This is a genomic window from Micromonospora craniellae (genome assembly GCF_014764405.1).
GTDB lineage: Bacteria > Actinomycetota > Actinomycetes > Mycobacteriales > Micromonosporaceae > Micromonospora > Micromonospora craniellae.
This window is the reverse complement of sequence record NZ_CP061725.1, coordinates 4,802,856-4,827,523: the sequence shown is the minus strand read 5'-3', so window position 1 is coordinate 4,827,523 and position 24,668 is coordinate 4,802,856. Positions and strand designations below refer to the sequence as shown.

The 24,668-nt window shown below is 71.6% G+C and carries 20 protein-coding genes and 2 pseudogenes; 6 read left to right on the top strand and 16 right to left on the bottom strand.

Going from position 1 to position 24,668, the window contains the following annotated elements:
• Positions 1 to 298 precede the first annotated feature (298 nt).
• Together ID554_RS21955 and ID554_RS21950 are read right to left on the bottom strand one after the other, a co-directional pair.
• Positions 299 to 499: a DUF397 domain-containing protein gene (locus ID554_RS21955; protein ID WP_117229518.1), complete on the bottom strand. Its 201-nt coding sequence runs from the start codon at positions 497 to 499 to the stop codon at positions 299 to 301.
• A pseudogene (locus tag ID554_RS21950) lies at positions 490 to 1,263 on the bottom strand (DUF5753 domain-containing protein). Before ID554_RS21950 ends, ID554_RS21955 begins: the two are co-directional and overlap by 10 nt.
• Positions 1,264 to 1,717: 454 nt before the next feature.
• Here ID554_RS21950 and ID554_RS21945 point away from each other — a divergent pair.
• The 3 genes and pseudogenes from ID554_RS21945 (at position 1,718) to ID554_RS21940 (ending at position 2,431) form a co-directional block, all read left to right on the top strand.
• Positions 1,718 to 1,960: a hypothetical protein gene (locus tag ID554_RS21945; RefSeq protein ID WP_117229519.1), complete on the top strand. Its 243-nt coding sequence runs from the start codon at positions 1,718 to 1,720 to the stop codon at positions 1,958 to 1,960.
• Positions 1,961 to 2,129: 169 nt separating this feature from the next.
• Positions 2,130 to 2,240 (top strand): annotated as a pseudogene (locus ID554_RS32810) (XRE family transcriptional regulator); the annotation flags it as partial.
• On the top strand, positions 2,237 to 2,431 hold the full coding sequence (locus ID554_RS21940) for a DUF397 domain-containing protein (protein WP_117229548.1): 195 nt from the start codon (positions 2,237 to 2,239) through the stop codon (positions 2,429 to 2,431). The pseudogene ID554_RS32810 and the gene ID554_RS21940, both read left to right, overlap by 4 nt.
• A gap of 333 nt (positions 2,432 to 2,764) precedes the next feature.
• On the opposite strand, the gene ID554_RS21935 is transcribed toward ID554_RS21940, so the two are convergent.
• The 6 genes from ID554_RS21935 to pepN all read right to left on the bottom strand — a co-directional run bounded on the left by ID554_RS21935 (position 2,765) and on the right by pepN (position 8,958).
• Positions 2,765 to 3,532: an SDR family NAD(P)-dependent oxidoreductase gene (locus ID554_RS21935; RefSeq protein WP_117229520.1), complete on the bottom strand. Its 768-nt coding sequence runs from the start codon at positions 3,530 to 3,532 to the stop codon at positions 2,765 to 2,767.
• A gap of 192 nt (positions 3,533 to 3,724) precedes the next feature.
• Entirely contained in the window at positions 3,725 to 4,573 is an 849-nt protein-coding gene (locus ID554_RS21930; RefSeq protein WP_117229521.1) for a DegV family protein, read from the bottom strand.
• Between the two features lie 34 nt (positions 4,574 to 4,607).
• Positions 4,608 to 5,273, bottom strand: a complete 666-nt coding sequence (locus ID554_RS21925; protein WP_117229522.1) for a histidine phosphatase family protein — start codon at positions 5,271 to 5,273, stop codon at positions 4,608 to 4,610.
• On the bottom strand, positions 5,270 to 5,674 hold the full coding sequence (gene rsfS / locus ID554_RS21920) for a ribosome silencing factor (RefSeq protein WP_117229523.1): 405 nt from the start codon (positions 5,672 to 5,674) through the stop codon (positions 5,270 to 5,272). The genes ID554_RS21925 and rsfS overlap by 4 nt, the downstream gene beginning before the upstream one ends.
• Before the next feature lie 99 nt (positions 5,675 to 5,773).
• Positions 5,774 to 6,370 (bottom strand): nicotinate-nucleotide adenylyltransferase, encoded by a 597-nt coding sequence (gene nadD / locus ID554_RS21915; protein ID WP_117229524.1) that lies wholly within the window; start codon positions 6,368 to 6,370, stop codon positions 5,774 to 5,776.
• A 74-nt stretch (positions 6,371 to 6,444) separates the two neighbouring features.
• Entirely contained in the window at positions 6,445 to 8,958 is a 2,514-nt protein-coding gene (gene pepN / locus ID554_RS21910) for an aminopeptidase N (RefSeq protein WP_117229525.1), read from the bottom strand.
• 67 nt (positions 8,959 to 9,025) lie between these two features.
• On the opposite strand from pepN, the gene ID554_RS21905 reads away from it, so the two are divergent.
• On the top strand, positions 9,026 to 9,244 hold the full coding sequence (locus ID554_RS21905) for a DUF397 domain-containing protein (protein WP_093407559.1): 219 nt from the start codon (positions 9,026 to 9,028) through the stop codon (positions 9,242 to 9,244).
• Positions 9,245 to 9,426: 182 nt separating this feature from the next.
• Positions 9,427 to 9,906 (top strand): DUF4383 domain-containing protein, encoded by a 480-nt coding sequence (locus ID554_RS21900; protein WP_117229549.1) that lies wholly within the window; start codon positions 9,427 to 9,429, stop codon positions 9,904 to 9,906.
• A 77-nt stretch (positions 9,907 to 9,983) separates the two neighbouring features.
• Here the strand turns inward: ID554_RS21900 and obgE are convergent, their stop codons facing one another.
• The 6 genes from obgE to ID554_RS21870 form a co-directional block, all read right to left on the bottom strand.
• Positions 9,984 to 11,432 (bottom strand): GTPase ObgE, encoded by a 1,449-nt coding sequence (gene obgE, locus ID554_RS21895; protein WP_117229526.1) that lies wholly within the window; start codon positions 11,430 to 11,432, stop codon positions 9,984 to 9,986.
• A gap of 89 nt (positions 11,433 to 11,521) precedes the next feature.
• Complete coding sequence (gene rpmA, locus ID554_RS21890; RefSeq protein ID WP_117229527.1) at positions 11,522 to 11,776, bottom strand: 50S ribosomal protein L27; 255 nt, start codon at positions 11,774 to 11,776, stop codon at positions 11,522 to 11,524.
• Between the two features lie 11 nt (positions 11,777 to 11,787).
• Positions 11,788 to 12,102, bottom strand: a complete 315-nt coding sequence (rplU, locus tag ID554_RS21885; protein ID WP_117229528.1) for a 50S ribosomal protein L21 — start codon at positions 12,100 to 12,102, stop codon at positions 11,788 to 11,790.
• Positions 12,103 to 12,433: 331 nt separating this feature from the next.
• Positions 12,434 to 15,454, bottom strand: coding sequence for an Rne/Rng family ribonuclease (locus ID554_RS21880; RefSeq protein ID WP_117229529.1), 3,021 nt, complete (start codon positions 15,452 to 15,454; stop codon positions 12,434 to 12,436).
• A 132-nt stretch (positions 15,455 to 15,586) separates the two neighbouring features.
• Positions 15,587 to 16,306, bottom strand: a complete 720-nt coding sequence (locus ID554_RS21875; RefSeq protein ID WP_117229530.1) for a TIGR03936 family radical SAM-associated protein — start codon at positions 16,304 to 16,306, stop codon at positions 15,587 to 15,589.
• 99 nt (positions 16,307 to 16,405) lie between these two features.
• Positions 16,406 to 18,391 (bottom strand): TIGR03960 family B12-binding radical SAM protein, encoded by a 1,986-nt coding sequence (locus ID554_RS21870; protein WP_117229550.1) that lies wholly within the window; start codon positions 18,389 to 18,391, stop codon positions 16,406 to 16,408.
• Between the two features lie 196 nt (positions 18,392 to 18,587).
• On the opposite strand from ID554_RS21870, the gene ID554_RS31830 reads away from it, so the two are divergent.
• Positions 18,588 to 20,189 (top strand): hypothetical protein, encoded by a 1,602-nt coding sequence (locus ID554_RS31830; RefSeq protein ID WP_223884184.1) that lies wholly within the window; start codon positions 18,588 to 18,590, stop codon positions 20,187 to 20,189.
• 21 nt (positions 20,190 to 20,210) lie between these two features.
• On the opposite strand, the gene ID554_RS21860 is transcribed toward ID554_RS31830, so the two are convergent.
• Positions 20,211 to 20,954 (bottom strand): lysophospholipid acyltransferase family protein, encoded by a 744-nt coding sequence (locus ID554_RS21860; protein WP_117229531.1) that lies wholly within the window; start codon positions 20,952 to 20,954, stop codon positions 20,211 to 20,213.
• Positions 20,955 to 21,131: 177 nt separating this feature from the next.
• Positions 21,132 to 24,305, bottom strand: coding sequence for an isoleucine--tRNA ligase (gene ileS / locus ID554_RS21855; RefSeq protein ID WP_117229532.1), 3,174 nt, complete (start codon positions 24,303 to 24,305; stop codon positions 21,132 to 21,134).
• Between the last annotated feature and the right edge of the window lie 363 nt (positions 24,306 to 24,668).

Sequence of the window (24,668 nt, the reverse complement as noted above, 5' to 3'; positions counted from 1 at the left end):
AGGCTAGGACGGCGAGCCCGATCCGCGCCGCCGTAGTCAGCCTCGGCTGTGGACAACCGGTCGGCTGTGGACAACGACCTGATCAAGCATCGTTCGTGCTATGGCAGGACTCGCCGGACCGAGGTTGCTTTCGCGCTGACCTGCCATCGACGTCGATCGGTCGATTGATCCACCGGATGAACCGGCCGTTCAGCGCCCCGAGGTCGGGCGTGAGGACGAGCGCCGCAATGTCGTCCACTCTTCGGACGCACGAAGAAGCCCCCCCCAGCATCGCGCCCGGGGGCTCTTTGGCGTTGGGTCAGCCCACGGGGCCGATCTGCTTCGCCAGGTTGACGAAGCCCTGCCAGTTCTCGGGGTTGAAGTGGAGGGTGCCGCCGTCGCGATCCTTGGTGTCACGGACCAGGACGACGCCGGGGAGGTTGTCGGCGACCTCGACGCACGCGCCGCCGTTGCCGCTACTGCGGGTGCTCTTGCGCCACCGGGCGCCGCTCAGGTCCATGTCTCTGCCACATCCCTCATGAGTTCCACTGACTGTCGATGGGACAGTGCCTCGCCACGCACGGACTCCCACGCCGCCAGTATGACTGCCAGGTCGTCTGGGTCGCTAACCACTTGCCCCTGCAACTGGGTATCGAGATACGCGGCGGTCCGGTGGTCAGCGCTGGTGGCGATGACGAATGGACCGTCAAGTCCGGCGTAGGCCCCCGCCGCCTGCGGAACGATGTGCACGTGGACGTGGGGAAGCTCGCACCACGCGATGAGCGCCTGTAGCTGCTCACGCATCGCCTCGGGGCCGCCGATCCGGCGACATAGCGCGTACTCGTCCAAGACGGCGCAGAACCACGGCGGGTTCTCCCGCCTCAGAATGCCCTGACGGGAGAGTCGGGCTGCTACCAGGGTTTCCACTTCGTCCGACGTTCGCCGGCCACTGGACCCGAGCACCGCTCGCGCGTACGCCTCCGTCTATAGCAGTCCCGGCACAAGGGACTGCTCGAACCAACGGAGTTCGGTCGCCTCGCGTTCGATCTCTTGCCAGGGACGGAACCACACAAGGTCACGGCTTCGCCGTCTAGAAGTGTCTGGCCATACGTCCGATTCGTCTAAGCCGAGTGCAGCGGCGGCGTTGGCCCGATGTCCGGGATGCGGCACGCGGCCTTGCCTGAGCCATCGGTCCGTGGTCTTGGGGTCTACGCCTATTGCGGTTGCCAGTGATTCCGTTGTGTGGCCTGAGCGCTGGAGCGCGACGCGCAGAGCGTCATTCATCCGGACCCCCTTGGACGCTTTAGATATCCGTCCACCATATACACACGGGGTGTTGCCGTCCCCTCACTCGGTGGCAGGTTGGTTGCAGGACGGCGCGGCCGGTGGAGGGCACACCCACAACCCCGGCGGTCGCGTCTGCTGAGGGGCGCGCACCAACACGGTGATCATGGACAGGGGTGCGCGCCCCTCCCCCAACCAATCGAGGGGGCGGGATGTCGGGACGCCATCGGCGCAGACGCGGGCACGCCTGCATCTGCGACAGGTGCAAGCCGACGCGCGTGCGGCAGCGGCCCCACAGCACGGTCCCCGGCCCGGCTCTGACGCCGAGTCGTGTACCCGGCCTGGCCACTCGGCTCACGCTGCGGCCAGGAGACGACTCGACACAGATCATCTGGGGCCAGGCCGGGGATCTGCGGACCCTCGGCCAGACGCTTCGCGGCCTCGGGGGTGCATCGTGAGCCGCGAACACATTCCCAGTCGGTGGCTCATCGGCGCCGGCCACACTCCGGACCAGGCGGAGGAGTGGCTGGCGCAGGTCCCCGCATGGGCCAACATTGACGGCGCGGTCCTGGACGAGTTCGCGTTGAAGAACGCCGCGAAGTGGTCGGCCAAGTCTCGGCGCACTGCTGCCGGGTGGGTCCACGACCTCGCGGCCTGGACCGGCGAGTGGGCAGCCCATCGCCGCAAGGGGCTGTAGCCGCCAACAGGGAAAGGCCCCTCCGGCGGGAGGCGCCTTCTCCCTTACGCGGGTACCGGTACCTGCGGTTCGCGGAGCATCAGGGCGTCGAGCAGGCGGGGCGGCCGGTCCGAACCGGTATCTAGTACCTCCACCGGTACCGTCCCGTCCGGCCTCCGGGGTAGGGGCACCCGATGAGGTGGCGGCCATACTGGCAGCGTGGGAAGACGTCCGGGTGGGGGCGATGTCCCACCGTCAGTCGATCGACTTCATTAGGGAAGTGGCGGAGACATGGACCTGAGCGGCGCTACCTGGCGTAAGAGCACCCGGAGCAGCGGCAATGGCGGCGACTGTGTTGAGGTCGCCGACAACCTCCCCGGCGTCGTCCTGGTCCGCGACACCAAGGACCGTGACGGCGGCACCCTGCACGTCGAGCCGTCCGCCTGGCAGGGCTTCGTCGACCTGGCGAAGCGGATCGGCTCGGTGGCCTGAGCCCCGAACCACCGAAAGCCCCCGGCCAGGTGCTGAGGGCTTCGTTCTGCACGTGGCTCAGGTGACGCCGACGACAACGCCGCCAGCCGACGTGCCAGGGCTCGCCGCAGCCACGCCAGTCCTATTGCCGGTCGCTCTGAATCCGCGCGTCGAGGGAGCGGATGGGATGAGCATCACCCCGCCCGCAACGTCACCGACTCGGATCGCCGCTACACCAGGCGGCGAGCCGCCGGACGCAGACCGAACTCGACGCCGGTCACCAAAGCCCCCCGCCCGGTGCTCGGGGCCTTGTCATGCACCCGCGAGGCAGGCGCTGCCGCGCCCCGGCCCGGGTCAGCGGGATTCCGGGTCGAGGCCGAGGGCCGCGCGTCCGCCGTCGACCGGCAGGGTGACGCCGGTGACGAAGCCGGCCGCCGGGGACAGCAGGAACGCCACCACCTCGGCGACGTCCTGGGGACAGCCGATCCGGCCCACCGGATGCAGACGGTGCAGTTCCGCCTCGACCCGTCCCGCCTGCTCCGGCGTCTGAGTGGCCAGGAACGCCTCGTGCCGTTCGGTGGTCACCGAGCCGAGGGCGACCGTGTTCGCCCGGATGCCGCGCGGGCCGTACTCGACCGCGAGCGCGCGGGTCAGGCCCTCGATGGCGGCTTTCGCCGCGACGTACGGCAGGCAGCCGGGCACCGGCCGAGCGGCCTGGTGGGAGGAGACGTTCACGATGGCGCCGTCGGTGCCGGCGGCCAGGAATCGGCGTACTGCGGTGGCCGCGCCGACGACGGCGGGACGCAGGTTGCGGGTGATCAGGTCGACCACCTCGCCGACCGGGGAGTCGTGCACCGAGGCGTCCCGGAACACCGCCGCGTTGTTCACCCAGCCGGTGAGCGGCCCGGCCCGTTCGGCCAGGTCAGCGGCACGACCGGCGACACCTTCGTCAGCCGCGTCCCCGACCACCGCGGCCAGCCGCCCCTTCTCCGCATGACGCTCCACCCAGGACACCGCATCAGCATCCCGCTCGATGACCACGACCGCCTCACCTCCGGCGAGCAGCCGCTCCACGATCCCCCGCCCGACCCCACGCCCACCACCGGTCACCACACAGGACATCCGCCCCTCCTCCCACCCCCACCCATCTTCCCGCACCCCCGCACCCACCCACCCCACACCCACGCGGCACCCTCCGTCGATCATGGAGTTGTGTCACCGCCATAACAGGGCAAACCAACATAGACCAATCACCACAAGTCCATGATCGACGAGCGCAACGCCCGGCGGGGACGCGGGACGGGAGGCAGGGAGTCAGGGGTGGCGGTGGGTGACGACGCAGGCCAGGCCGGGGCCGGCGTGGGCGGCGACGGCGGCGCCGGCCTCGGAGACGTACGTCTCGTGCAGGCGCGCGCCCAGCCGGGCCGTGAGCGCGCTCAGCAGCGTCTCGGCGCGCTGGGGGGCGGCCAGGTGGTGTACGGCCAGGTCGACCTGTGCGTCACCGGCCGCCTCGACGGCCAGGTCGACCAGTCGGGCCAGGCCGCGGCTGGCCGTCCGTACCTTGTCGCACAACACGATGGCGCCGTCCGGCATGTACAGGATCGGTTTGACCGAGAGCGCCGTGCCGAGCAGTGCCTCGGCCGCGTTGATCCGGCCGCCCCGGCGCAGGAACTCCAGCGTGTCGACGTAGAAGTAGATGGTGGTCCGGTCGATCGCGGCGACGGCCTCGGTGCGTACGTCGGCGAGGTCGGCACCGTTGTGGGCGGCCCGGGCGGCGGCGAGCACCGGGAAGCCGAGGCCCATGCCGCAGGAGCGGCTGTCGACCACCGTGACCCGGTCACCGAACTGGGCGGCGGCCAGTTCGGCGGCCTCCACGGTGCCGGAGAGTCCCGCCGACAGGTGCACCGATACGATGCCGTCGGTCCCGGCGTCCAGTAGCCGCCGGTACGTCCGGGCGAACTGTTCCGGGGAGGGGCGGGACGTACTCACCGAGACCCGCCGGGCGCTCAGCGCACGGGTGGCGTCCGCCGGCAAGGTCTGGACCCCTTCCAGCCCTTCGACACCGTTGAGCACCACGGTCAGCGGCACCACGGTGAGCTGATGGGCGGGCACCAGCTCGGGCGGCAGGTAGGCGGTGGAGTCGGTCACGACCGCGACGGGCATGCCCGGCACGGTAGCCGATCGGTGCGGTGGAGCGTCAGACCGCTTCGGCGGAGCCCTGCCGGACGGGTGCGGTGCCGCCGGGTGCGGGTGGCGGCACGCTGACCGGGCCGACGTTGTGCGTCCGCATCTGCCATCCCCGGTCGGCGTCGTGCCGCAGCTCCGTCCAGTGGCAGTTGCGCAGCGAGCCGACGGCCCGCAGCACGCTCGGCGCCCAGCCGAGCAGATGGCCGCAGCCCTGGCGGGCGGCACCGCCGTGGGTGGTCACGACGATCGTCCGGCCGGCGAGTTCGTCGGCGAGCTCCTGCAGCGCGGTGCCGATCCGCTTGCCCAGCTCGGCCAGCGGCTCGATCTCCGCGCCCGGGTCCGGGTCACCGGCCCGCCAGCGGGCGAACTCCGCCGGGAACTGCGCCGACGCCTCGGTGAGCAGGAGCCCCTGCCAACGGCCGAAGTGGCGTTCGCGCAGCCGGGCGTCGGAGCGTACCGGCAGACCGGTCAACGCGGACAGCGCGGCGGCGGTGTCCGCCGCGCGACCCAGGTCGCTGGCGACGATGGCGTCCGGTCGCAGCGCCGCCAGCAGCGGCGCGGCCTGACGCGCCTGCTCCCGGCCGAGGTCGTTGAGGGGTACGTCGGTCTGCCCCTGCACCCTGCCGGCGGCGTTCCAGTCGGTGTTGCCGTGCCGCCAGATGATCAGCCGGGTCACTCGCCGGATCCGCTGGCGGCCTCGGCGCTGGCCAGGTCCCGGTCGACGAAGGGGATGGTGGGGCAGTCCTTCCAGAGCCGGTCGAGGGCGTAGAACTCGCGCTCCTCGGTGTGCTGGACGTGGACCACGATGTCGACGTAGTCGAGCAGCACCCACCGGCCGCCGCGCTCGCCCTCGCGCCGCACCGGCTTGGCCTTCTCGGGCAGTTCGAGCAGGGCTTCCTCGATGGCGTCGACGATGGCGAGCACCTGACGCTCGTTCGGGGCCGCGGCGAGCAGGAACGCGTCGGTGATGGCGAGCTGGTCGCCCACGTCGATGATGACGATGTCCTGAGCCTTCTTGTCGGCCGCGGCCTGGGCGGCGGCGATCGCCAGCTCGTGAGCGCGTTCGGAAACTGTCACCGTTCTCCCTCGATCACACGTGCGATGCTTCCAGCCTCTCACACACGGCGGATACCCAACTCGGTCGTTTCATCCAGCAACCGGGATGAAACAGGCCAATCACTCCTGGTAGAGCCGCCGTTTCGCGATGTATTGCACCACACCGTCCGGCACGAGATACCAGACCGGTACGCCCCGCGACACCCGCGTCCGGCAGTCGGTGGACGAGATCGCCATCGCCGGCACCTGCACCAGGGTGACCGTGTCGGCGGGCAGGTGGGCGTCGGTGAGTTCGAAGCCCGGCCGGGTCACCCCGATGAAGTGGGCCAGCTCGAAAATCTCGTCCAGGTCCTTCCAGCTCAGGATGCGTTCCAGGGCGTCCGCGCCGGTGATGAAGAACAGTTGCGCCTTCGGACCGTACTCGGCACGCAGGTCACGCAGGGTGTCGACGGTGTAGGTGGGGCCGCCCCGGTCGATGTCGACCCGACTGACCTGGAAACGGGGGTTCGACGCGGTCGCGATCACCGTCATCAGGTACCGGTCCTCGGCCGGGCTGACCGGGACGTCCTCCTTCTGCCAGGGCCGCCCGCTGGGCACGAAGACCACCTCGTCCAGGCCGAACCGGTCCGCCACCTCGCTCGCCGCCACGAGGTGCCCGTGATGGATCGGATCGAACGTGCCGCCCATGATCCCGATCCGCCGGATGTCCTCCTGCACGTCATGATCCTATGCCGAATCCGGTTCACGCCGGGCCGGGCCGTGACCCACGGCACCGCCCCGGCGACACCAGGTCAGGCCGTCATCGCCGCCACCGCCGTTCGCGCCACGAGCGCCCGGCGCAGGTCGGCGTCGGCGTCGGTGACCACCCGCCGCAGTCCCGGAGTCAGGTCGTCGCGGGCCAGCAGGGCCGCGGCCGCCTCCCGGGTGGACGACACGACCGCGTACCGGGGGAAGGCCAGCTTGGCCACCCCGTCGGCCACCCAGGGCGTACGCAGCCGCGCGGCGGCCGGCATGTCGGCGAAGTACCGGGTCACGTAGTCGGCGGTCAGTTCCGCCTGTTCGGGTCGCCAGAAACCGGCGGCCGTCGCCTCGACCAGCCGGTTGGACAGCTCGGTGTTCGACACGATGATCTCCCACGCGGCCCGCTTGGCGGCCGGGTCGGGCAGGGCGGCCCGGCAGGTGGCGGCCCGCTCCGCGCCGGTGGCGCTCGGGTCGGCGGCCGACTCCGCCGCGATCTCGTCCTCGCCGGCGGCGCCCAGCACCACCAGCCGAGCCAGGACGGACCACCGCAGCTCGGTGTCGATGGGCAGCCCGGCCGGCACCTCCCGACCGGCGAGCCAGCCGCCGAGCAGGTCGCCGTCGGTGGTCACCGCGATCAGGCCCCGCGCGGCGGCCAACTGCAACGACTCCCCCGGCGCCGCGCCGTCGAGCAACCGGTGGCAGGCGTCGGCGATCCGGGCCAGGGCCGCCTGCCGGGCCGGCGGGTCGAGGTAGCGGTCGACGAGCGACCCGCTCATGGCCAGCACGTCCGAAGTGATGATCACCTCGGTCTCGGCGGGCAGCGCCGCCTCGATCAGGTCGACCACCGCCTGCACCGGCCGCTCGCCGTCGGTGACCGCGTCCAGCGTCCCGCCCCACAGCAGCGCCCGGGCCAGCGGGTCGTTCAGCCGGGGCAGCAGCAGCGGCACGGCGTCCGCCGAGGCCGGGTCCAGGCGGATCTTGGCGTACGTCAGATCGCCGTCGTTGGGCAGCAGGACCGCCGCCGCCGGCTCACCGACCAACCCGGTGAGCACCGTACGTCCGTCGTCGGCCTTCGGGTCGAGGTCGACCTCCAGGCGCTCGGCGGCGCCGTCGACGGCGTACCGGCCCACGCCGATGCGGTGCGGGCGCAGCACCGGGTGCGACGGCGGTGCGGTCTGCGTGACGGCGACCTCGGCGTACCGGCCGTCGGCGTCCACCGTCACCTCCGCCCGCAGCGTGTTCACCTGGGCGGTGCGCAGCCAGGATTCCGCCCAGTCGGTCAGCTCCCGACCGCTGGCGGCGTTCAGGCTGTCGAGGAGGTCCGCCAGGGTGGCGTTGCCGAAGCGGTGCCGGGCGAAGTGGTCGTTCAGGCCGGCCAGAAACGCCTCGTCACCGAGCCAGGCGACCAGTTGCCGCAGCACGCTGGCGCCCTTGGCGTACGAGATGCCATCGAAGTTGAGCAGCGCTTCCGCCGCGTCGGTCACCTGCTCGGGCGCCACCGGGTGGGTGGAGGGGCGCTGGTCGGCCGCGTAGCCCCACGCCTTGCGGAGCAGCGCGAACGTCGTCCACGCCTGGTCGAACCGGGTCGCCTCGGCGGTGACCCGGGTGCCCAGGTACTCGGCGAACGACTCGTTCAGCCACAGGTCGTCCCACCAGCGCATGGTGACGAGATCGCCGAACCACATGTGCGCCATCTCGTGGGCGATGGTGGTGGCCCGTTCCTCCCGCTCGGAGTCGGTGACCGCCGAACGGAACACGTAGTCGTCGCGGAAGGTCACCAGACCCGGGTTCTCCATGGCCCCGGCGTTGAACTCCGGCACGAACGCCTGGTCGTACTTGCCGAACGGGTATCGCTCCGTGAAGAGCTGGTGGAACCGGTCCAGGCACTGCTTCGTGATCGTGAAGATCTCGTCGGCGTCGGCATCCAGGTGCTCGGCCAGCGATCGACGGCAGTACACCCCCAGCGGAATACCGTCGTGGCTGTCCCGCCGGACGTGCCAGGGGCCGGCGATCAGCGTGAAGAAGTACGTGGCGATGGGCAGGGTGGGGACGAACTCCCAGCGCCCGGGTGCCGGGTTGGCGGCCAGCGCGCCGTTGGCCGCGACCGTCCAGTGCTCCGGCGCGGTGACCACGAGCGTGACCGGCGCCTTCAGGTCGGGCTGGTCGAAGGCGGCGAAGATGCGCTGCACGTCGTCCAGGAAGGACATCGCGTACAGGTAGGTCTCGCCGTCGGCCGGGTCGACGAAGCGGTGCATCCCCTCACCGGTGTTCGTGTACGCCATCTCGGCGTCGACGGTCAGCGTGTTCTCCTCGGCCAGCCCGGTCAGCGCGAGCCGGTTGTCGTCCAGCGCGGCCGGGTCGAGATCACGGTCGTTGAGGCGTACCGCCAGCAGTGTCGCGGGCTTCACCTCGACGAAGGTCTCGTCCCCGGTGGCCCGGAACCGAATCGTGACCCGCGAGCGGAACCGCTCGTCGCCGCCGGTGAGGTCGAGGTCCACGTGGTAGGAAACGACGGAGAGCGACGCGCCACGCGCGGTCGACTCTGCACGGCTCAGGCTCGGCATCCGCTTATCCTGCCCGATGAGGCATCGAACGAGCCTCCCCATTTCCCTGCACTGGAGGACTGACGCAATGACAGCGCACCCCAAGGGTGACTTCGACCTCTCCCGGGCGGTCTGGCAGCGGGCCGAGGGCGACACCTCCGAGGCGGCGGTAGAGGTCGCCTTCGTCGACGACCTCATCGGCATGCGCAACTCCGCCGAGCCGGACGGCCCGGTGCTGGTGTTCACGCAGGCCGAGTGGGACGCCTTCGTCGCGGGCGCCCAGGACGGCGAGTTCGACCTGGACTGAGCCCACCGCCGGGTCGCCCCGGTCGGCGGGCCCGTCCCGCCGTGCCGGACCGGGGCACACGGTACGCAGGGCCCCACTCAGGTCGTCATTTCTCCGGAGTCGCCCCGACGGGCGCGTACATGCGAGATCGTCGGAGCCGGGGACCGACCCCGCGCGGTTGCGGGCTCACGGAGGTGACGACGATGGCGCACAGGTCGCTGGAGAAGCAGACCCGACGCAGAACCCCCGCCCAGCTCGCCGCCCTGGTCGTGGCGGTGGTCTTCCTCCTGGTCGGGGTGCTCGGGTTCGTGCCCGGCATCACCACCAACTACGGCGAACTGTCCTTCGCCGGCCACCACTCGGAGGCGAGACTGCTCGGCATCTTCCAGGTCTCGGTCCTGCACAACCTGGTCCACCTCGCCTTCGGCGTGGTCGGCCTAGCACTGGCCCGCAGCCTTGGCGGCGCGCGACTCTTCCTGATCGGCGGCGGCGCGGTGTACCTCGTGCTCTGGATCTACGGCCTGGTGGTCGTCGACCGGGGGGCGGCCAACTTCATACCGGTGAACGGCGCGGACAACTGGCTGCACCTGGGTCTGGCCCTGGGGATGCTGGCCCTCGGCCTGCTGCTGTCCAATCGCGGGGGCACCGGCGGGCGGCTGGACGAACCGATCGACCGCCCCTGACCGGACTCCGCGCCGTGGTACGGCGTTCAGGCGCCGGGCGATCCCCTGCCGCCGGTACGCCGGCCGCACGTACGGTCCTATCCGGCGTCGTCCGGCTCCGGAGCCGCCTCCGCCTCATCCGCCGGCCGCTGCCGGCGGGCCTTGCGGGCCGCCAGCCGCTCCGCCGCGCTCGCCCGGTTCGTCTTCTCCTCCAGCCGCTCGTCGCGGCCCCGGGAGCCGGGCACGAAGTCAGCCCCGGCATAGAGGGTCGGCTGCCAGTCGAACTCCCGGTCCGCGATGCGCACCAGGTCGCCCGGCTGGGCACCCGCCTTGGCCAGATGATCCTCCACGCCGAGTCGGGCCAACCGGTCGGCGAGGTAACCGACCGCCTCGTCGTTGTCGAAGTTCGTCTGGCGTACCCACCGCTCCGGGCGGCCGCCGCACACCGTGTAGGAGCCGTCGTTCTGCGCCTCGACGGTGAACCCGGCGTCGTCGACCGCCTTGGGCCGGATGACGATGCGGGTCGGCTCCGCCAGCGGCACCGCTGCCCGCGACTGCTCCACCAACTCGGCCATCGCGTAGACGAACTCCTTGAGGCCCTCCCGGGTGGCCGCCGACACCTCAAAGATCCGCAGGCCGCGGGCTTCCAGGTCGGGCCGGACGATCTCGGCGAGGTCCCGGCCGTCGGGCACGTCGATCTTGTTCAGGGCCACCAGGCGCGGCCGGTCGGCCAGACCGCCGTACTCGGCCAGCTCCGCCTCGATGGTGTCGATGTCGGCCAGCGGGTCCCGGCCCGGCTCCAACGTCGCGGTGTCGATCACATGCACCAGGACGGCACAACGCTCGACGTGCCGCAGGAACTCCAGCCCCAGGCCCTTGCCGGTGGCCGCACCCGGGATAAGACCGGGCACGTCGGCGACGGTGAAGGTGTGGTTGTCCAGCCGCACCACACCGAGGTTCGGCACCAGGGTGGTGAACGGGTAGTCGGCGATCTTCGGCTTGGCGGCCGAGATCACCGAGATCAGCGACGACTTGCCAGCCGACGGGAAGCCGACCAGACCGACGTCGGCGACGCTCTTGAGCTCCAGCACCACGTCAAGCTGCTCGCCCGGCTCGCCCAGCTCCGCGAAGCCGGGCGCCTTCCGGCGGGCGTTGGCCAGCGAGGCGTTGCCCCGGCCGCCACGCCCGCCCCGGGCCGCCTCGAAGGTGGTGCCGGCACCGACCAGGTCGGCCAGCACGGTGCCGTCGGCGGTCTGCACGACCGTCCCGTCCGGCACGGTCAGCACCAGGTCGCTGCCGTTGGCGCCGTCCCGGTTGGATCCCGCGCCACCGCGACCGCTGGGCGCCTTGACGTGCGGGCGGAAATGGAAGTCGAGCAGCGTGTGCACCTGGGGGTCGACCACCAGCGACACGCTGCCGCCATGGCCGCCGTTGCCGCCGTCTGGCCCGCCGAACGGCTTGAACTTCTCCCGGTGGATCGAGACACAGCCGTGCCCGCCGTCGCCGGCCTGCAGGTGCAGAACGACCCGGTCAACGAACGTCGTCACGCCGCAATCCTTCCAGCGGGGCTCGACCCCGCGTGAGAAATGGCGAAGCGGGCCGGGACATCAGGTCCACGGCCCGCTTCGCCTCGAAGCTACCGCTGCGGCACGATGCTGACGGTCTTGCGACCGCGCTTGGTGCCGAACTGGACCGCACCGGCGGACAGCGCGAAGAGCGTGTCGTCGCCACCACGGCCGACCAGGTCACCGGGGTGGAACTTGGTGCCGCGCTGCCGGACGATGATCTCGCCCGCGCTGACGACCTGACCACCGAAGCGCTTCACGCCGAGCCGCTGGGCCGCGGAGTCACGGCCGTTACGCGAGCTGGACGCACCCTTTTTGTGAGCCATCTGAGGACGACCTACTTCCCGCTGGAGATGCCGGTCACCTTGACCTGGGTCAGCGGCTGGCGGTGACCCTGGCGCTTGTGGTAGCCGGTCTTGTTCTTGAACTTGTGGATCCGGATCTTCGGGCCCTTGGTGTGCGCGGCGATCTCACCGGACACCTCGACCTCGGCGAGCTTCGCCGCATCGGTCACCAGGTCGTCACCGTCGACGAGGAGCACCGCGGCGAGCTTCACCGCGTCGCCGGGAGCACCGGCGAGCTTCTCGACCTCGATCACGTCGCCTTCGGCGACCTTGTACTGCTTGCCGCCGGTCTTGACGATCGCGTACATCGGAGGCGGACTCCCTGTCGTTGAGGCTGCTGGCGGTCGTCCCCGCGGCGGCTCGCCGGGTAGCAGAGGCACGGCGGCGCGGGCACACGGGAACTCGGCACACCAAAGTGCGCCGCAGGTTAGCGTACGCCATGGTCGGGGCCAGCCCCAAACCGGGCCACCCTCACCGGGCCGGGTCACCGGTCGGCCATCACCCGGTCACCGATAGTGGCGCCACCCACCCGGTGACACCCGCACCACGGTACGCCGGAGCCCCGCCCGGCGGACGTCACCGCAGGCGGGGCTCATCGACGTCGGGGCGGCGGACCGGGTCCGGCTCACCGCCGTGTGGTCACGGTCGGGTACGGCGGCGTGCACCACCACGCCGGGAGCGACGCCGGCCGGTGCCGCTCTCGGCACTCTCCTCCTCGTCGCCCTCACCCAGCGCGTCCGGGTCGTCCGGGGCGGCCAGGCGGGCCGACTCGCCCTGCTGGCTGTCGGCGACGTCCGGAGCGGCCGGGGTGTCCGTCTCGTACCGGGACAGGTCGTAGCCCATCGTGTCGTGGTAGTCCGCGTCGGCTGCGGCGGTGCCGGTCTCCTCGGTCCCGGTGACCTCGACCACGGTCCGCTCGGCGGCGGCGCTCTTACGACCCCGACGCCGCGACGAGCTGCTCGCCGGCTCCGCGACCGGTGCGGCCGAGGCGACCGCCTTCACCTTCTCCGTGCCGCCGGAACGCGGCTTCTCCGGCACCGGCTCGGTGTGGATGATCAGGCCACGGCCCTTGCAGCAGTCGCAGGTCTCGCTGAACGCCTCCAGCAGCCCGGCACCGATCCGCTTACGGGTCATCTGCACCAGGCCCAGCGAGGTGATCTCGGTGACCTGGTGCTTGGTCCGGTCCCGGCCCAGGCACTCGGTCAGCCGGCGCAGCACCAGCTCCCGGTTCGACTCCAGCACCATGTCGATGAAGTCGATCACCACGATGCCGCCGATGTCGCGCAACCGGAGCTGACGGACGATCTCCTCGGCCGCCTCCAGGTTGTTGCGGGTGACCGTCTCCTCCAGGTTGCCGCCCGCGCCGGTGTACTTCCCGGTGTTGACGTCGACCACGGTCATCGCCTCGGTCCGGTCGATCACCAGGTGACCGCCGGACGGGAGGAAGACCTTGCGGTCGAGCCCCTTCAGGATCTGCTCGTCGATGCGGTACGCGGCGAACACGTCGGTGGTGCCCACGTGCCGGCGCAGCCGGGCGACCAGGTCCGGCGAGACGTGCGACAGGTACGACTCGACCATGTCGTACGACTGGTCGCCCTCGATCACCAGCTCGCGGAAGTCCTCGTTGAACAGGTCCCGGACCACCCGGATCACCAGGTCCGGCTCCTCGTAGAGCAGCACCGGCGCGCCACCCTCGGTGGACTTGGCCTGGATGTCCTCCCACTGCGCCTGGAGCCGCTTGACGTCGCGGGCCAACTCGTCCTCGCTGGCACCCTCGGCGGCGGTCCGGACGATCACGCCCGCACCGTCCGGCACCAGCTTCTTGAGCACGTCACGCAGCCGCTTGCGCTCGGTGTCCGGCAGCTTGCGGCTGATGCCGGAGGCGTTGCCGCCGGGCACGTAGACCAGGTGCCGACCGGAGAGCGCGACGTGACTGGTCAGCCGGGCGCCCTTGTGCCCGATCGGGTCCTTGGTGACCTGCACCAGCACCGAGTCGCCGGACTTGAGCGCCTGCTCGATCGAGCGGGCCCGCCCCTCCAGCCCGGTGGAGTCCCAGTTGACCTCACCGGCGTACAGGACGGCGTTGCGGCCCCGGCCGATGTCGACGAACGCCGCTTCCATGCTCGGCAGCACGTTCTGCACCTTGCCGAGGTAGACGTTGCCAGCCATGGTGGCCGCGGAGTTGCGGGTGACGTAGTGCTCGACCAGCACGCCGTCCTCCAGCACGGCGATCTGGGTGCGGTCGCCGCGCTGGCGTACCGCCATCACCCGGTCGACCGCCTCCCGGCGGGCCAGGAACTCCGACTCGCTCAGGATCGGCGGGCGGGTCCGGCGCTGCTCGCGGCCGTCCCGGCGGCGCTGCCGCTTGGCCTCCAGCCGGGTCGAACCGGAGACACCCTGCACCTCGTCGACCGTACGGCGCGGCTCCCGGATCTTCACCACGGTGGGTACGCCGTCGTCGGCACCACCGTCGGTGTCGCCGGCCCCCCGGCGGCGGCGCCGACGCCGACGGCGGGTCATCCCGTCGCCGTCGCCCTCGTCACCGGCCTCCTCCGTCTCGGCCTCGTCCGTGTCGCTCTGAGCGGCCTCCTCGGCCTCGCCCTCCTCGGCGTCGTCGAGGTCCTCGGCACCGCCCTTGCCCCGACCTCGGCCCCGGCGACCACGCCGGCGGCGACGCCGCCCCGAGCCGTCCTCGTCCTCGTCCTCGTCGTCGGCGGCCTCCTCGGCCTCTGCGGCGGGCTCCTCCTCGACCTCGACCTCTACCTCGGCGGCGGGCTCCGGCTCGGGCTCCCGCCGAGCCCGGCGACGGCGACGGGTCGGCTCGACCGGCTCCTCGGTCGTCTCCTCCTCGGCTGCCGGTGCGGCAGCGGCCGCGGCGGCGCTGGCAGCGCGGGCGGCCGTGACCTCCTCAGGTGCCATGAACAGCACGGTCGGCGCGCTGAGCGCGGCCCGCCGTCGGCGGGACCGGGGCTCCGGCTCGGCTGCGGCCTCCTGCTCCGGCGGAGTCGCTGGTGCCGTCGGTTCGCTCGCGGGGGCTTCCACCGGCGCAGCAGCTTCCACCGGCGCCTCGCCCTCGACCGGCACGCCGCCCTCGGAAGGCAGCGCGGCCGCACCGAAGTCGGTACCGGCCGGAGGTGCCGGCTCCTCGACCACGGCCGGGACCTCGGCCGGCGCGGCGGCCGCCTTCTTCCGACGGGTACGCGTCACCTTCACCGGCGGTACGACATCCCCACCGGCGGCCTCGACCTCGGCCACGGCCAGCGGTTCCTCGGCGGCCTTCGACGCGGTGGTGGCCTTACGGCGCCGTCGGGGGGTCTTCGGCGCCTCGTCCACGTCACCGGCGACCGGGGCGAAGACCTCCGCCTGCGGTGCCTCCGCGCTGCCCGGCGCCGGGGTACTGGACGCCTCGACCGGGGCGTCGATCTGCTCCGGCTGCGCCACCGGGGTGGCGCGGCGACGGGTCGCCCGCCGTCGGGGCGGCGCCTCGGCGGCGGACGGGCTGCCCAGGTCGGCCGCGCCGCTCACCGTGCCGGAGGTCTCCCCCGACGGGTCGGGAGCGGCCGGTGCGGTGCCCGCCGCGCCGGTGGTGCCGTTCTCAGCGGTCTCGCCGGCCAGGTTGGCACCGGTCCGTTCGCCGCCCTCGGGCTCGTTCTCGAGCATGGACGTTCTCCAGTTCTGGCTTCCCCGGGCGCGGGTGAGCGCTGCCACGCAGGGTCGCCGCAAAGGTGTTTCCCCGGGCGCACAGGCGTGCGCGACCGGCGAAGTCTGCCTGTCTGAAGCACCGACCGTCGGTCAGCGCCCGCCGATGGTTGCCCCGTCGCGGTCCGCGTCCAGCGGATCCACGATCGCACCCTGCGCGGTCAGCGTGCCCTGAGCCAGCCGGGTCACCTTCGGGGCTACCGGCGGCTCCAGGCCGGCCACCACGCGGAGGCCGGAAAGGACGTCATCGGGCCGTACGGACGGGGTGACCTGCCGCACGACCAGTTCGAGTATCGCACACGGTACGGCCGGGGCCACGGAAGGCGTCGCCGACGACGTGATCACATCGATGCCGACCACGGCGGCACGGGCGTCGAAGGTACGCCGCCCCTGCTTGGTCATCCGCTCCACCAGCACCTCGTCGGCCGCCAGGAAGGTGGTCACCGCCTTGGCCACGATCTCGGGATCCACCTGCGGCAGCTCGATCCGCCAATGGGACGCCTGGATCCGGTCGGACAGGCCGGAGCCGGTGGCCACCACCGCGTCGAGCACGTCGAGGCCGGGCGAGAGCGCCGTGTCCAGCGCCTCGCGCAACTGCGCCGGGTCCACCGGCTCGCGCAGGCCGATCTCCAGGTACTCCGCCTCGCTGGCGACCCCCGTCGGCGCGGCGCTGGCGTACGAGATCTTGGGGTGCGGGGTGAAGCCCTGGGAGAAGGCCATCGGTACGCCGGCACGGCGCAGCGCCCGCTCGAACGCCCGGGCGAAGTCCCGATGCGAGGTGAACCGCAGCGGGCCACGCTTGGCGTACCGGATCCGGACGCGCTGGACGACCGGCGCCTGGCCGCCCTCGGGCTGTGGTTTCCTACTGATCGTCCTGCTCCTCGGTGTCGGCCCCCGCCCGGGGCGCCGGGGTCACTGTTGCGCGCCGGTGGGCAGCTTCAGACCGTTGACCGGGGTCAACGGGAGCAACTTCCGGCCGGTCGGACCGATCTGGATCTCGGTGTCCATGGACGGGCAGACACCGCAGTCGAAGCAGGGCGTCCAGCGACAGTCGTCCTGCTCGTACTCGCTCAGGGAATCCTGCCAGTCCTGCCAGAGCCAGTCCTTGTCCAGGCCGGAGTCCAGGTGGTCCCAGGGCAGGACCTCCAGCTCCTCCCGCTCGCGGGTGGTGTACCAGTCGAGGTCCACCCCGAACCCGGGCAGCACCTCGGTGGCGGCCTCCACCCAGCGCTGGTACGAGAAGTGCTCGCTCCAGCCGTCGAACCGGCCGCCGTTCTCCCACACCCGGCGGATCACCGCGCCGACCCGGCGGTCACCCCGGGACAGCAGGCCCTCGATCAGCGATGGCTCGCCGTCGTGATAGCGGAAGCCGATCGCCCGACCCAACGAGCGGTCCGCGTTGATCGCCTGCTTGAGCAGCTTCAGCCGGTGATCGATGACCTCCGGACGCTGCATCGACGCCCACTGGAACGGGGTGTGCGGCTTCGGCACGAACCCGCCGATGGACACGGTGCAGCGGATGTCCTTCGAGCCGGTGGCGGCCCGACCGGCCCGGATGACCTCGTGGGCCATGTCCGCGATCTCAAGGACGTCGTCGTCGGTCTCGGTGGGCAGGCCGCACATGAAGTAGAGCTTCACCTGCCGCCAGCCGTTGGTGTACGCGGTGACCACGGTGCGGATGAGGTCGTCCTTCGACACCATCTTGTTGATCACCTTGCGGATCCGCTCCGACCCGCCCTCCGGGGCGAAGGTCAGTCCGGTCCGCCGGCCGTTGCGGGACAGTTCCTGGGCCAGCTCGATGTTGAAGGCGTCCACCCGGGTCGACGGCAGCGACAGCGAGACGTTGGTGCCCTGGTACTGCTCGGCGAGGCCGGAGCACATGTCGCCGATCTCGGAGTGGTCGGCGGACGACAGGGACAGCAGACCCACCTCGTGGAAGCCGGAGAACTCCAGCCCCTGCTGCACCATCTGCCCCACGGTGGTGATGGACCGCTCCCGCACCGGGCGCGTGATCATGCCCGCCTGGCAGAACCGGCAGCCCCGGGTGCAGCCACGGAAGATTTCCACCGCGTACCGCTCGTGCACCGTCTCGGCGAGCGGGACCAGCGGCTTGCGCGGGTACGGCCAGGCGTCCAGGTCCATCGTGGTGCGCTTGTGCACCCGGAACGGCACGTCCGCCCGGTTCGGCACGACCCGCTGGATGCGACCGTCGGGCAGGTAGTCCACGTCGTAGAAGCGCGGCACGTAGACGCTCTCGGTGCGGGCCAGCCGCAGCAGCAGCTCGTTCCGACCACCGGGCGAACCCTCCGCCTTCCACTCCCGGACGATCGCGGTGATCTCCAGGACCGCCTCCTCGCCGTCGCCGAGTACGGCGGCGTCGACGAAGTCGGCGATGGGCTCCGGGTTGAAGGCGGCGTGCCCGCCGGCCACGATCACCGGGTCGGCATCGGTCCGGTCGGCGGCGAGCAGCGGGATGCCGGCCAGGTCGATCGCGGTGAGCAGGTTGGTGTAGCCCAGCTCGGTGGCGAAGGACACGCCGAACAGGTCGAAGTCACCGACCGGACGGTGCGCGTCGACGGTGAACTGCGGCACCTCGTGGGTGCGCATCAGCCGTTCCAGGTCCGGCCAGACCGCGTACGTCCGCTCGGCGAGCGTGTCGGGGAGCTCGTTGAGCACCTCGTAGAGAATCTGCACGCCCTGATTGGGCAGGCCCACCTCGTACGCGTCCGGGTACATCAACGCCCAGCGCACGGTCGCGGAGTCCCAGTCCTTGACCACCGCACCCAGTTCGCCACCGACGTACTGGATGGGCTTGGTCACCTGGGGCAGCAGCGGCTCCAGCCGGGGCCAGACGGAGTTGGCCGCAACGGGACGCGGAGTGCTGGACGGGACGCTCATGATGCCCAAGGGTACGCGCCCCACCACCGGCCCCATGCCACACCTGGCCGACCCGGACACCAGCGGAATCGGCGCTCGTCCGCCCCGGTGACCGCTGGTCACCGGCCGCCGTCACCGGATGAGAGGTACGGGCCTGGTTCGGCCCCGGTGGCACACCGGTACTAACCTCGGGTCGGCGTGAGAGGAGATTGCCGCGATGCCGGAGCCGCAGCCGGGAGCAGACCGGCCGGTCGACGGGAACCGTCCGGACCCACACCGGAACGGGGAGTCAGCGGTCCCCCAGGAGCAGACCCTCGACCCCGCGCCGCCTGCCACCACCTCGCCGGCGGACGAGACCCAGCCGGTCGGCGACGCCGACCCGACCAGTCCCACCGGACCGACCCACCCCACCCCACCAGCCGCACCGCCCGACCCGACCCGAGCCGAGATCGACCCGACCCGCCCCACTAACGAGCCCGATCCGACCCGAGCCGAGATCGCCTCGACCCGGCCCGTGAACGAGGCCGACTCGACCCGGCCGGTGGACGAGGCCGACGGGCGGAACGGCTCGACGTCGTCCGAGGACGACGCGCGTACCACCGTGGCACCCCCTCCCGAGGTCGGTCCGCAGGGCACCCGGATGATGCCCGCGGCGACGCCCGTGCCCGATGCGACGGCCGTGGAGGAGCCCGCGCCGCGCTGGAGCGGGTCGGCTGCCGTACCGCCGCCACCGCCGCGCCGCCGCGTCTGGGGCCAGTCCGCCGAGCCCACCCTGCTGCCGCCGGTGGCGCCGGCCGACGCGCCGGAGCACCAGACCCCGGTGGACCCGTGGGCCGGCGTCGACACCAGCGGCTGGCATCTGCCCTCGTCGGACATGCCCGCCCTGCCGCCTCCCACGCTGTCCTATCCCGCACCGCCAGCGACCCGGTCCTACACCCCCGTACCGCCTCCGATCTCACCCGCGCCACCGGCACACCAGCCGGCCGCATACCCACCACCGGTCTCACCCGCGCCACCGGCGCACCAGCCGGCCGCATACCCGCCGCAGGCAGGCCGCCCCACTCCGCCGGCACCCGCCGCGCCGAGGCGGCCGCCCGTAGCGCCGGCTCGTCCTCAGCCGGTCGCGCCGCCGCCGGTGCGGCACGCCCCGCCGCCGGCACCGCCGGTCGCGCCGCCTCAGCCGCCGGTCCGGGGCTGGCGGGGCCGCAAGACCGGGCCCCCCACGCCGCCGCCGGGTTGGCAGGCGCCGCCGGGGTACGCCCGCCGCCGCAAGCGTCGCCGCTGGCCGTGGATGCTGCTGCTGACGATCGCCTGCTGCTGCGGCTGCCCGGCCTACTACGGGGTCCCGATGGTCAGCCAATACCCGGCGAACGCCACGTTGCCGAGCCAGGTCGCCGACCTGGAACTACGCCAGGACGACCGCAGTACGCAGGCCGCCCGGCGGCTGGAGTCGCAGATGCGCCAGGAACACCTGCTCGCCGACGACACCTTCGCCGGCATCTACGCCACCAGCGCCGGCAAGCAGGTCACCGTCTTCGGCGGCACCGGCTTCCGCTTCGCTCCCTCGGCCGACGCCGACAGCGAGATCGAACGACTCACCCAGCAGTACTCGCTCGGCCAGGCTCAGGTCGTGGAGACCGGCATACGGGGACGGCACGAGCGGTGCGCGGTGGGCAACGTCGACGGCGTCGGGGTGGTGGTCTGCACCTCGGTCGACCACGGCAGCATCACCAGCGCGGTCTTCACCGGTCTCTCGGTGGACGACAGCGCCCGGCTGCTCGGCACCATGCGGCGGCAGATCGTCTCCACGAACGGCTGAGCGCGGGCCGCCCTGCCCCGCTCAGCCGGCGGTCGACCCGTCGGCACCCGGCCCGCCCGGCGTCGACTCGTTCGAGGTCGACTCGTGCGGGGTCGGCGGCTTCGCTCGGGGCGGGGCGTAGCGCGGGACGTACTCCTGGCCGGTCAGCTTCTGGATCTCGGCCATCAGCTCGTCGGTCATCTCCCGCAGCGACGTCCGGTCCGCCGAGCGGCCGGTGAAGTCCAGCGGCTTACCGAACCGCACGGTGATCTTCGCGCCGCTGGGTCGGGGCATCCGGGCCCCGATCGGCTGCACCTTGTCGGTGCCGATCATGCCCACCGGGATGATCGGGACACCGGCGGCCAGCGCCAGCCGTGCGGTGCCGGTGCGTCCCCGATAGAGCCGGCCGTCCGGCGAACGGGTCCCCTCAGGATAGATGGCGACCAGGTCGCCGCCTTTGAGGGCGGGGATGGCCGCGTCGAAGGCGGTCAGCGCCGCCCGCCCGCCGGCCCGCTCCACCGGGATGGCACCCAGGCCGTTGAGCACGAACCGGTGGAGCGCGCCCTTCGCCCCGGTGCCCTTGTAGTAGTCCGACTTGGCCCAGAAGGCCAGGTGCCGTGGCACCACCGTGCCGAGGAACAACTCGTCGGCCACGGACAGGTGGTTACCCGCGAAGATCGCGCCGCCGGTCGCCGGGATGTGCTCCAGCCCCTCCACGGTCGGGCGGAAGGCCAGCCGCAGCGCCGGGGCCACGGTGTACCTGCCGATGGTGTAGAGCAGCGGCACTGGTCCTCCGGCGGATCGAGTGGGGTAGGGGCGGTGTCACCGTAGCGGACCGCCGCACACCCACCGGAGCGAGGTCGGGCAGGTCCGCAGGCTGGGGTGCCGGATGTTAGAAAGGGCCCCCTTTAATACACCAGGCGTTAGTAGGGGGCCCTTCCTTACATCTCCTTACACATCAGCTCACACTCGACGCACCGCGACCGTCACCTGCTCGCCCTCGCCGACCTCACCGGCAAAGCCGTCCAGCACGTCGGCGAAGTCGACGCTGTCGGCCAGCACCTCACGGGCCACGAAATCGGCGTATCCGGACACCGCCGCGCGCACCGCCGCCGAAGCCGACACCGACACCACGATCCGGTCGGAGACGTCCAGGTCTGCGTCGCGGCGGGCCTGCTGGACCACCCGGACGACGTCCCGGGCCAGCCCTTCGGCGGCCAGCTCGGGGGTGACCACGGTGTCCAGCACCACCACTCCCTCGCCACCGGGCAGCGGCGCGGAGTGCTCGGGGTCGGCCGCGACCAGCCGCAGCTCGTACTCGCCCTCCGCCAGGGTGACCCCGGCGGCGACCGGGGCGCCGTCGACCAACTCCCACTCCCCCGCCTTGACCGCCTTGATCACCTGCTGCACCTGCTTGCCGACCCGGGGCCCGAGCGCCCGGGGCACCACGGTGAGCACCTGCTGGCAGTACGCCGACACCTCGTCGGTGAAGACGACCTCCTTCACGTTGACCTCGTCGGCGACCAGGTCGGCGAAGGGCCGCAGCTGCTCGGCCGACGGGCTGGCCACGGTCAGCCGCGCCAGCGGCAGCCGCACCCGCAGGCCCTTGGCCTTGCGCAGCGACAGCGCCGCCGAGGCGACCGCCCGGGTGGCGTCCATCGCGGCCACCAGCTCGTGGTCGACCGGGAAGTCCTCGGCGCGCGGCCAGTCGGTCAGGTGCACCGACCGCTCGCCGGTCAGCCCGCGCCAGATCTCCTCGGCGGTCAGCGGCGCCAGTGGCGCCACCACCCGGCACAGCGTCTCCAGCACCGTCCAGAGCGTGTCGAAGGCATAGGTGTCACCCGCCCAGAACCGGTCCCGCGAGCGACGCACGTACCAGTTGGTCAACGCGTCCAGGTAGGACCGGACGGTGGCGCAGGCCCCGGAGATGTCGTACGCGTCCATCTGCGCGCCGACCGTGTCGACCAGCTCGTTGGTCTTGGCCAGCACGTACCGGTCGAGCAGGCTGCCGGCACCGGTCGCGGTGGCCTCGGTCCTGCGCCGCGCGGCGTACCCGTCCGCGTTGGCGTACAGCGAGAAGAAGTACCAGACGTTCCAGAGCGGCAGCAACACCTGCCGCACGGCGTCGCGCACGCTCGACTCGGTGACCGGCATGTCCCCGCCCCGCAGCACCGGCGACGACATCAGCATCCAGCGCATCGCGTCCGACCCGTACGAGTCGAAGACGTGGTAGACGTCCGGGTAGTTGCGCAGGCTCTTGGACATCTTGCGCCCGTCCGAGCCGAGCAGGATGCCGTGGCTGAGGCAGTTGCGGAATGCCGGCCGGTCGAACAGCGCGGTGGCCAGCACGTGCATGGTGTAGAACCAGCCCCGGGTCTGCCCGATGTACTCGACGATGAAGTCACCCGGGTAGTGGTCCTCGAACCAGTCGCGGTTCTCGAACGGGTAGTGCATTTGGGCGAACGGCATCGAGCCGGACTCGAACCAGCAGTCCAGCACCTCCGGCACGCGGCGCATCATGGATCTGCCCGTCGGGTCGTCCGGGTTGGGGCGGACCAGCTCGTCCACCGCCGGCCGGTGCAGGTCGGTCAGGCGTACGCCGAAGTCCCGCTCAATCTCCTCCAGCGACCCGTACACGTCCACACGGGGGTGGTTCGGGTCGTCCGAGCGCCAGACCGGGATGGGTGAGCCCCAGAACCGGTTCCGGCTGATGGACCAGTCCCGGGCGTTGGCCAGCCACTTGCCGAACGAGCCGTCCTTGATGTGCCCCGGAGTCCAGTTGATCTCCTGGTTCAGCTCGACCATCCGGTCCTTGAACGTCGTCACCGCGACGAACCACGACGACACCGCCTTGTAGACCAGCGGGGTGTCGCAGCGCCAGCAGTGCGGGTACGAGTGGGTGTAGGTGTCCTGCCGCAGCACCACCCCCCGCTCCTTGAGCTCCCGGATCACCGGCTTGTTGACGTCGAAGACCTGCTCGCCCTCGTACGGCGGGACCAGCCCGGTGAACCGGGTGTGGTCGTCCACGGTGACGATGGTCGGGATGCCGGCCGCGTTGCAGACGTTCTGGTCGTCCTCGCCGAAGGCCGGGGCGAGGTGCACGATCCCGGTGCCGTCCTCGGTGGTCACGAACTCCGCGCCGAGCACCTGGTACGCCTGCGGTCCGGCCTGCGCGGTGAGGAAGTCGAACAGCGGGGTGTACCGCCGCCCGACCAGGTCGGCGCCGCGTACCGTGCCGACCTGCTGGTATCCCTCCAGCTCCTTGGCGTACGCCCCGAGCCGGGCGGCGCCGACGACGTAGCGCTCGCCGTTGCGTTCCAGCACCGCGTACTCGATGTCCGGCCCGACGGCCAGCGCCAGGTTCGACGGCAGCGTCCACGGCGTGGTGGTCCACACGCCCAGCCTCACCGGCCCCCGGAGCAGTTCCGGCGCGGACTCGTCGGCGGTCAGCGCGAACCACACGGTCAACGTGGGGTCGTGCCGGTCCCGGTAGACGTCGTCCATCCGGGTCTCGGTGTTCGACAGCGGCGTCTCACACCGCCAGCAGTACGCCAGCACCCGGAAGCCCTCGTAGATCAGACCCTTGTCGTGCAGGGTCTTGAAGGCCCACATGACGCTTTCCATGTAGTCCAGGTCGAGCGTCTTGTAGTCGTTGGCGAAGTCGACCCAGCGGGCCTGCCGGGTGACGTACCGCTCCCAGTCCTGGGTGAACTCCAGCACCGAGGACCGGCACGCCTCGTTGAACCGGGCCACGCCCAGGTCGAGGATCTCCGCCTTGCTGGTGATGCCGAGCTGCTTCTCGGCCACCACCTCGGCGGGCAGGCCGTGACAGTCCCAGCCGAACCGCCGCTCCACCCGCCGGCCGCGCATGGTCTGGTAGCGCGGCACCACGTCCTTGACGTACCCGGTGAAGAGGTGGCCGTAGTGCGGCAGACCGTTGGCGAACGGCGGCCCGTCGTAGAAGACGTACTCGTTGTCGGCGGCACCGCCACCGGCACCGGACGACTGCCGGTGCTCGACGCTGGCCTCGAAGGTCTTGTCGGCCGTCCAGTGCTCCAGCACCCGGCGCTCGACCGCGGGCAGGTCCGGACTGGCCGGGACGCCGGTGGCGGTCGGGTCGTGCAACGGATAGGCCATCGGGGGTCGCTCTCCTCGCTGACGCTCACTGTGGTGTGGGTCTGCGAGGACGAGCCGTCACCGGTACGCCGTCTCCGGCGCCCCGGGCCGGGCCCGCGGTACCACCCCGCTTGGCGGTCGAAACCAACCGCCCGCTCATTGACCGGCTGTGACGGGCCGGACCCGTCCGGTTCTACTGAGCCGGGGCGACCCGACCGTTCTTCCGGAGGCTCACCGGTGATAGCCGGATCATCGCCATACCCACCCATGATACCCACCCCGCCCGTCCCCCTCCCCCCGACAACCCCGCCCCCTCCCCCGACAACCCCGCCCCCTCCCCCCGACAACCCCGCCCCCTCCCCCCGACAACCCGGCCTGCCGATC

Coding starts and splice junctions, on each gene's coding strand:
- ID554_RS21955 (WP_117229518.1), bottom strand. CDS start 499: ATGGACCTGAGCGGCGCCCGGTGGCGCAAGAGCACCCGCAGTAGCGGC.
- ID554_RS21935 (WP_117229520.1), bottom strand. CDS start 3,532: ATGTCCTGTGTGGTGACCGGTGGTGGGCGTGGGGTCGGGCGGGGGATC.
- ID554_RS21930 (WP_117229521.1), bottom strand. CDS start 4,573: ATGCCCGTCGCGGTCGTGACCGACTCCACCGCCTACCTGCCGCCCGAG.
- pepN (WP_117229525.1), bottom strand. CDS start 8,958: ATGCCGAGCCTGAGCCGTGCAGAGTCGACCGCGCGTGGCGCGTCGCTC.
- ID554_RS21905 (WP_093407559.1), top strand. CDS start 9,026: ATGACAGCGCACCCCAAGGGTGACTTCGACCTCTCCCGGGCGGTCTGG.
- ID554_RS21900 (WP_117229549.1), top strand. CDS start 9,427: ATGGCGCACAGGTCGCTGGAGAAGCAGACCCGACGCAGAACCCCCGCC.
- rpmA (WP_117229527.1), bottom strand. CDS start 11,776: ATGGCTCACAAAAAGGGTGCGTCCAGCTCGCGTAACGGCCGTGACTCC.
- rplU (WP_117229528.1), bottom strand. CDS start 12,102: ATGTACGCGATCGTCAAGACCGGCGGCAAGCAGTACAAGGTCGCCGAA.
- ID554_RS21880 (WP_117229529.1), bottom strand. CDS start 15,454: ATGCTCGAGAACGAGCCCGAGGGCGGCGAACGGACCGGTGCCAACCTG.
- ID554_RS21870 (WP_117229550.1), bottom strand. CDS start 18,391: ATGAGCGTCCCGTCCAGCACTCCGCGTCCCGTTGCGGCCAACTCCGTC.
- ID554_RS31830 (WP_223884184.1), top strand. CDS start 18,588: ATGCCGGAGCCGCAGCCGGGAGCAGACCGGCCGGTCGACGGGAACCGT.
- ileS (WP_117229532.1), bottom strand. CDS start 24,305: ATGGCCTATCCGTTGCACGACCCGACCGCCACCGGCGTCCCGGCCAGT.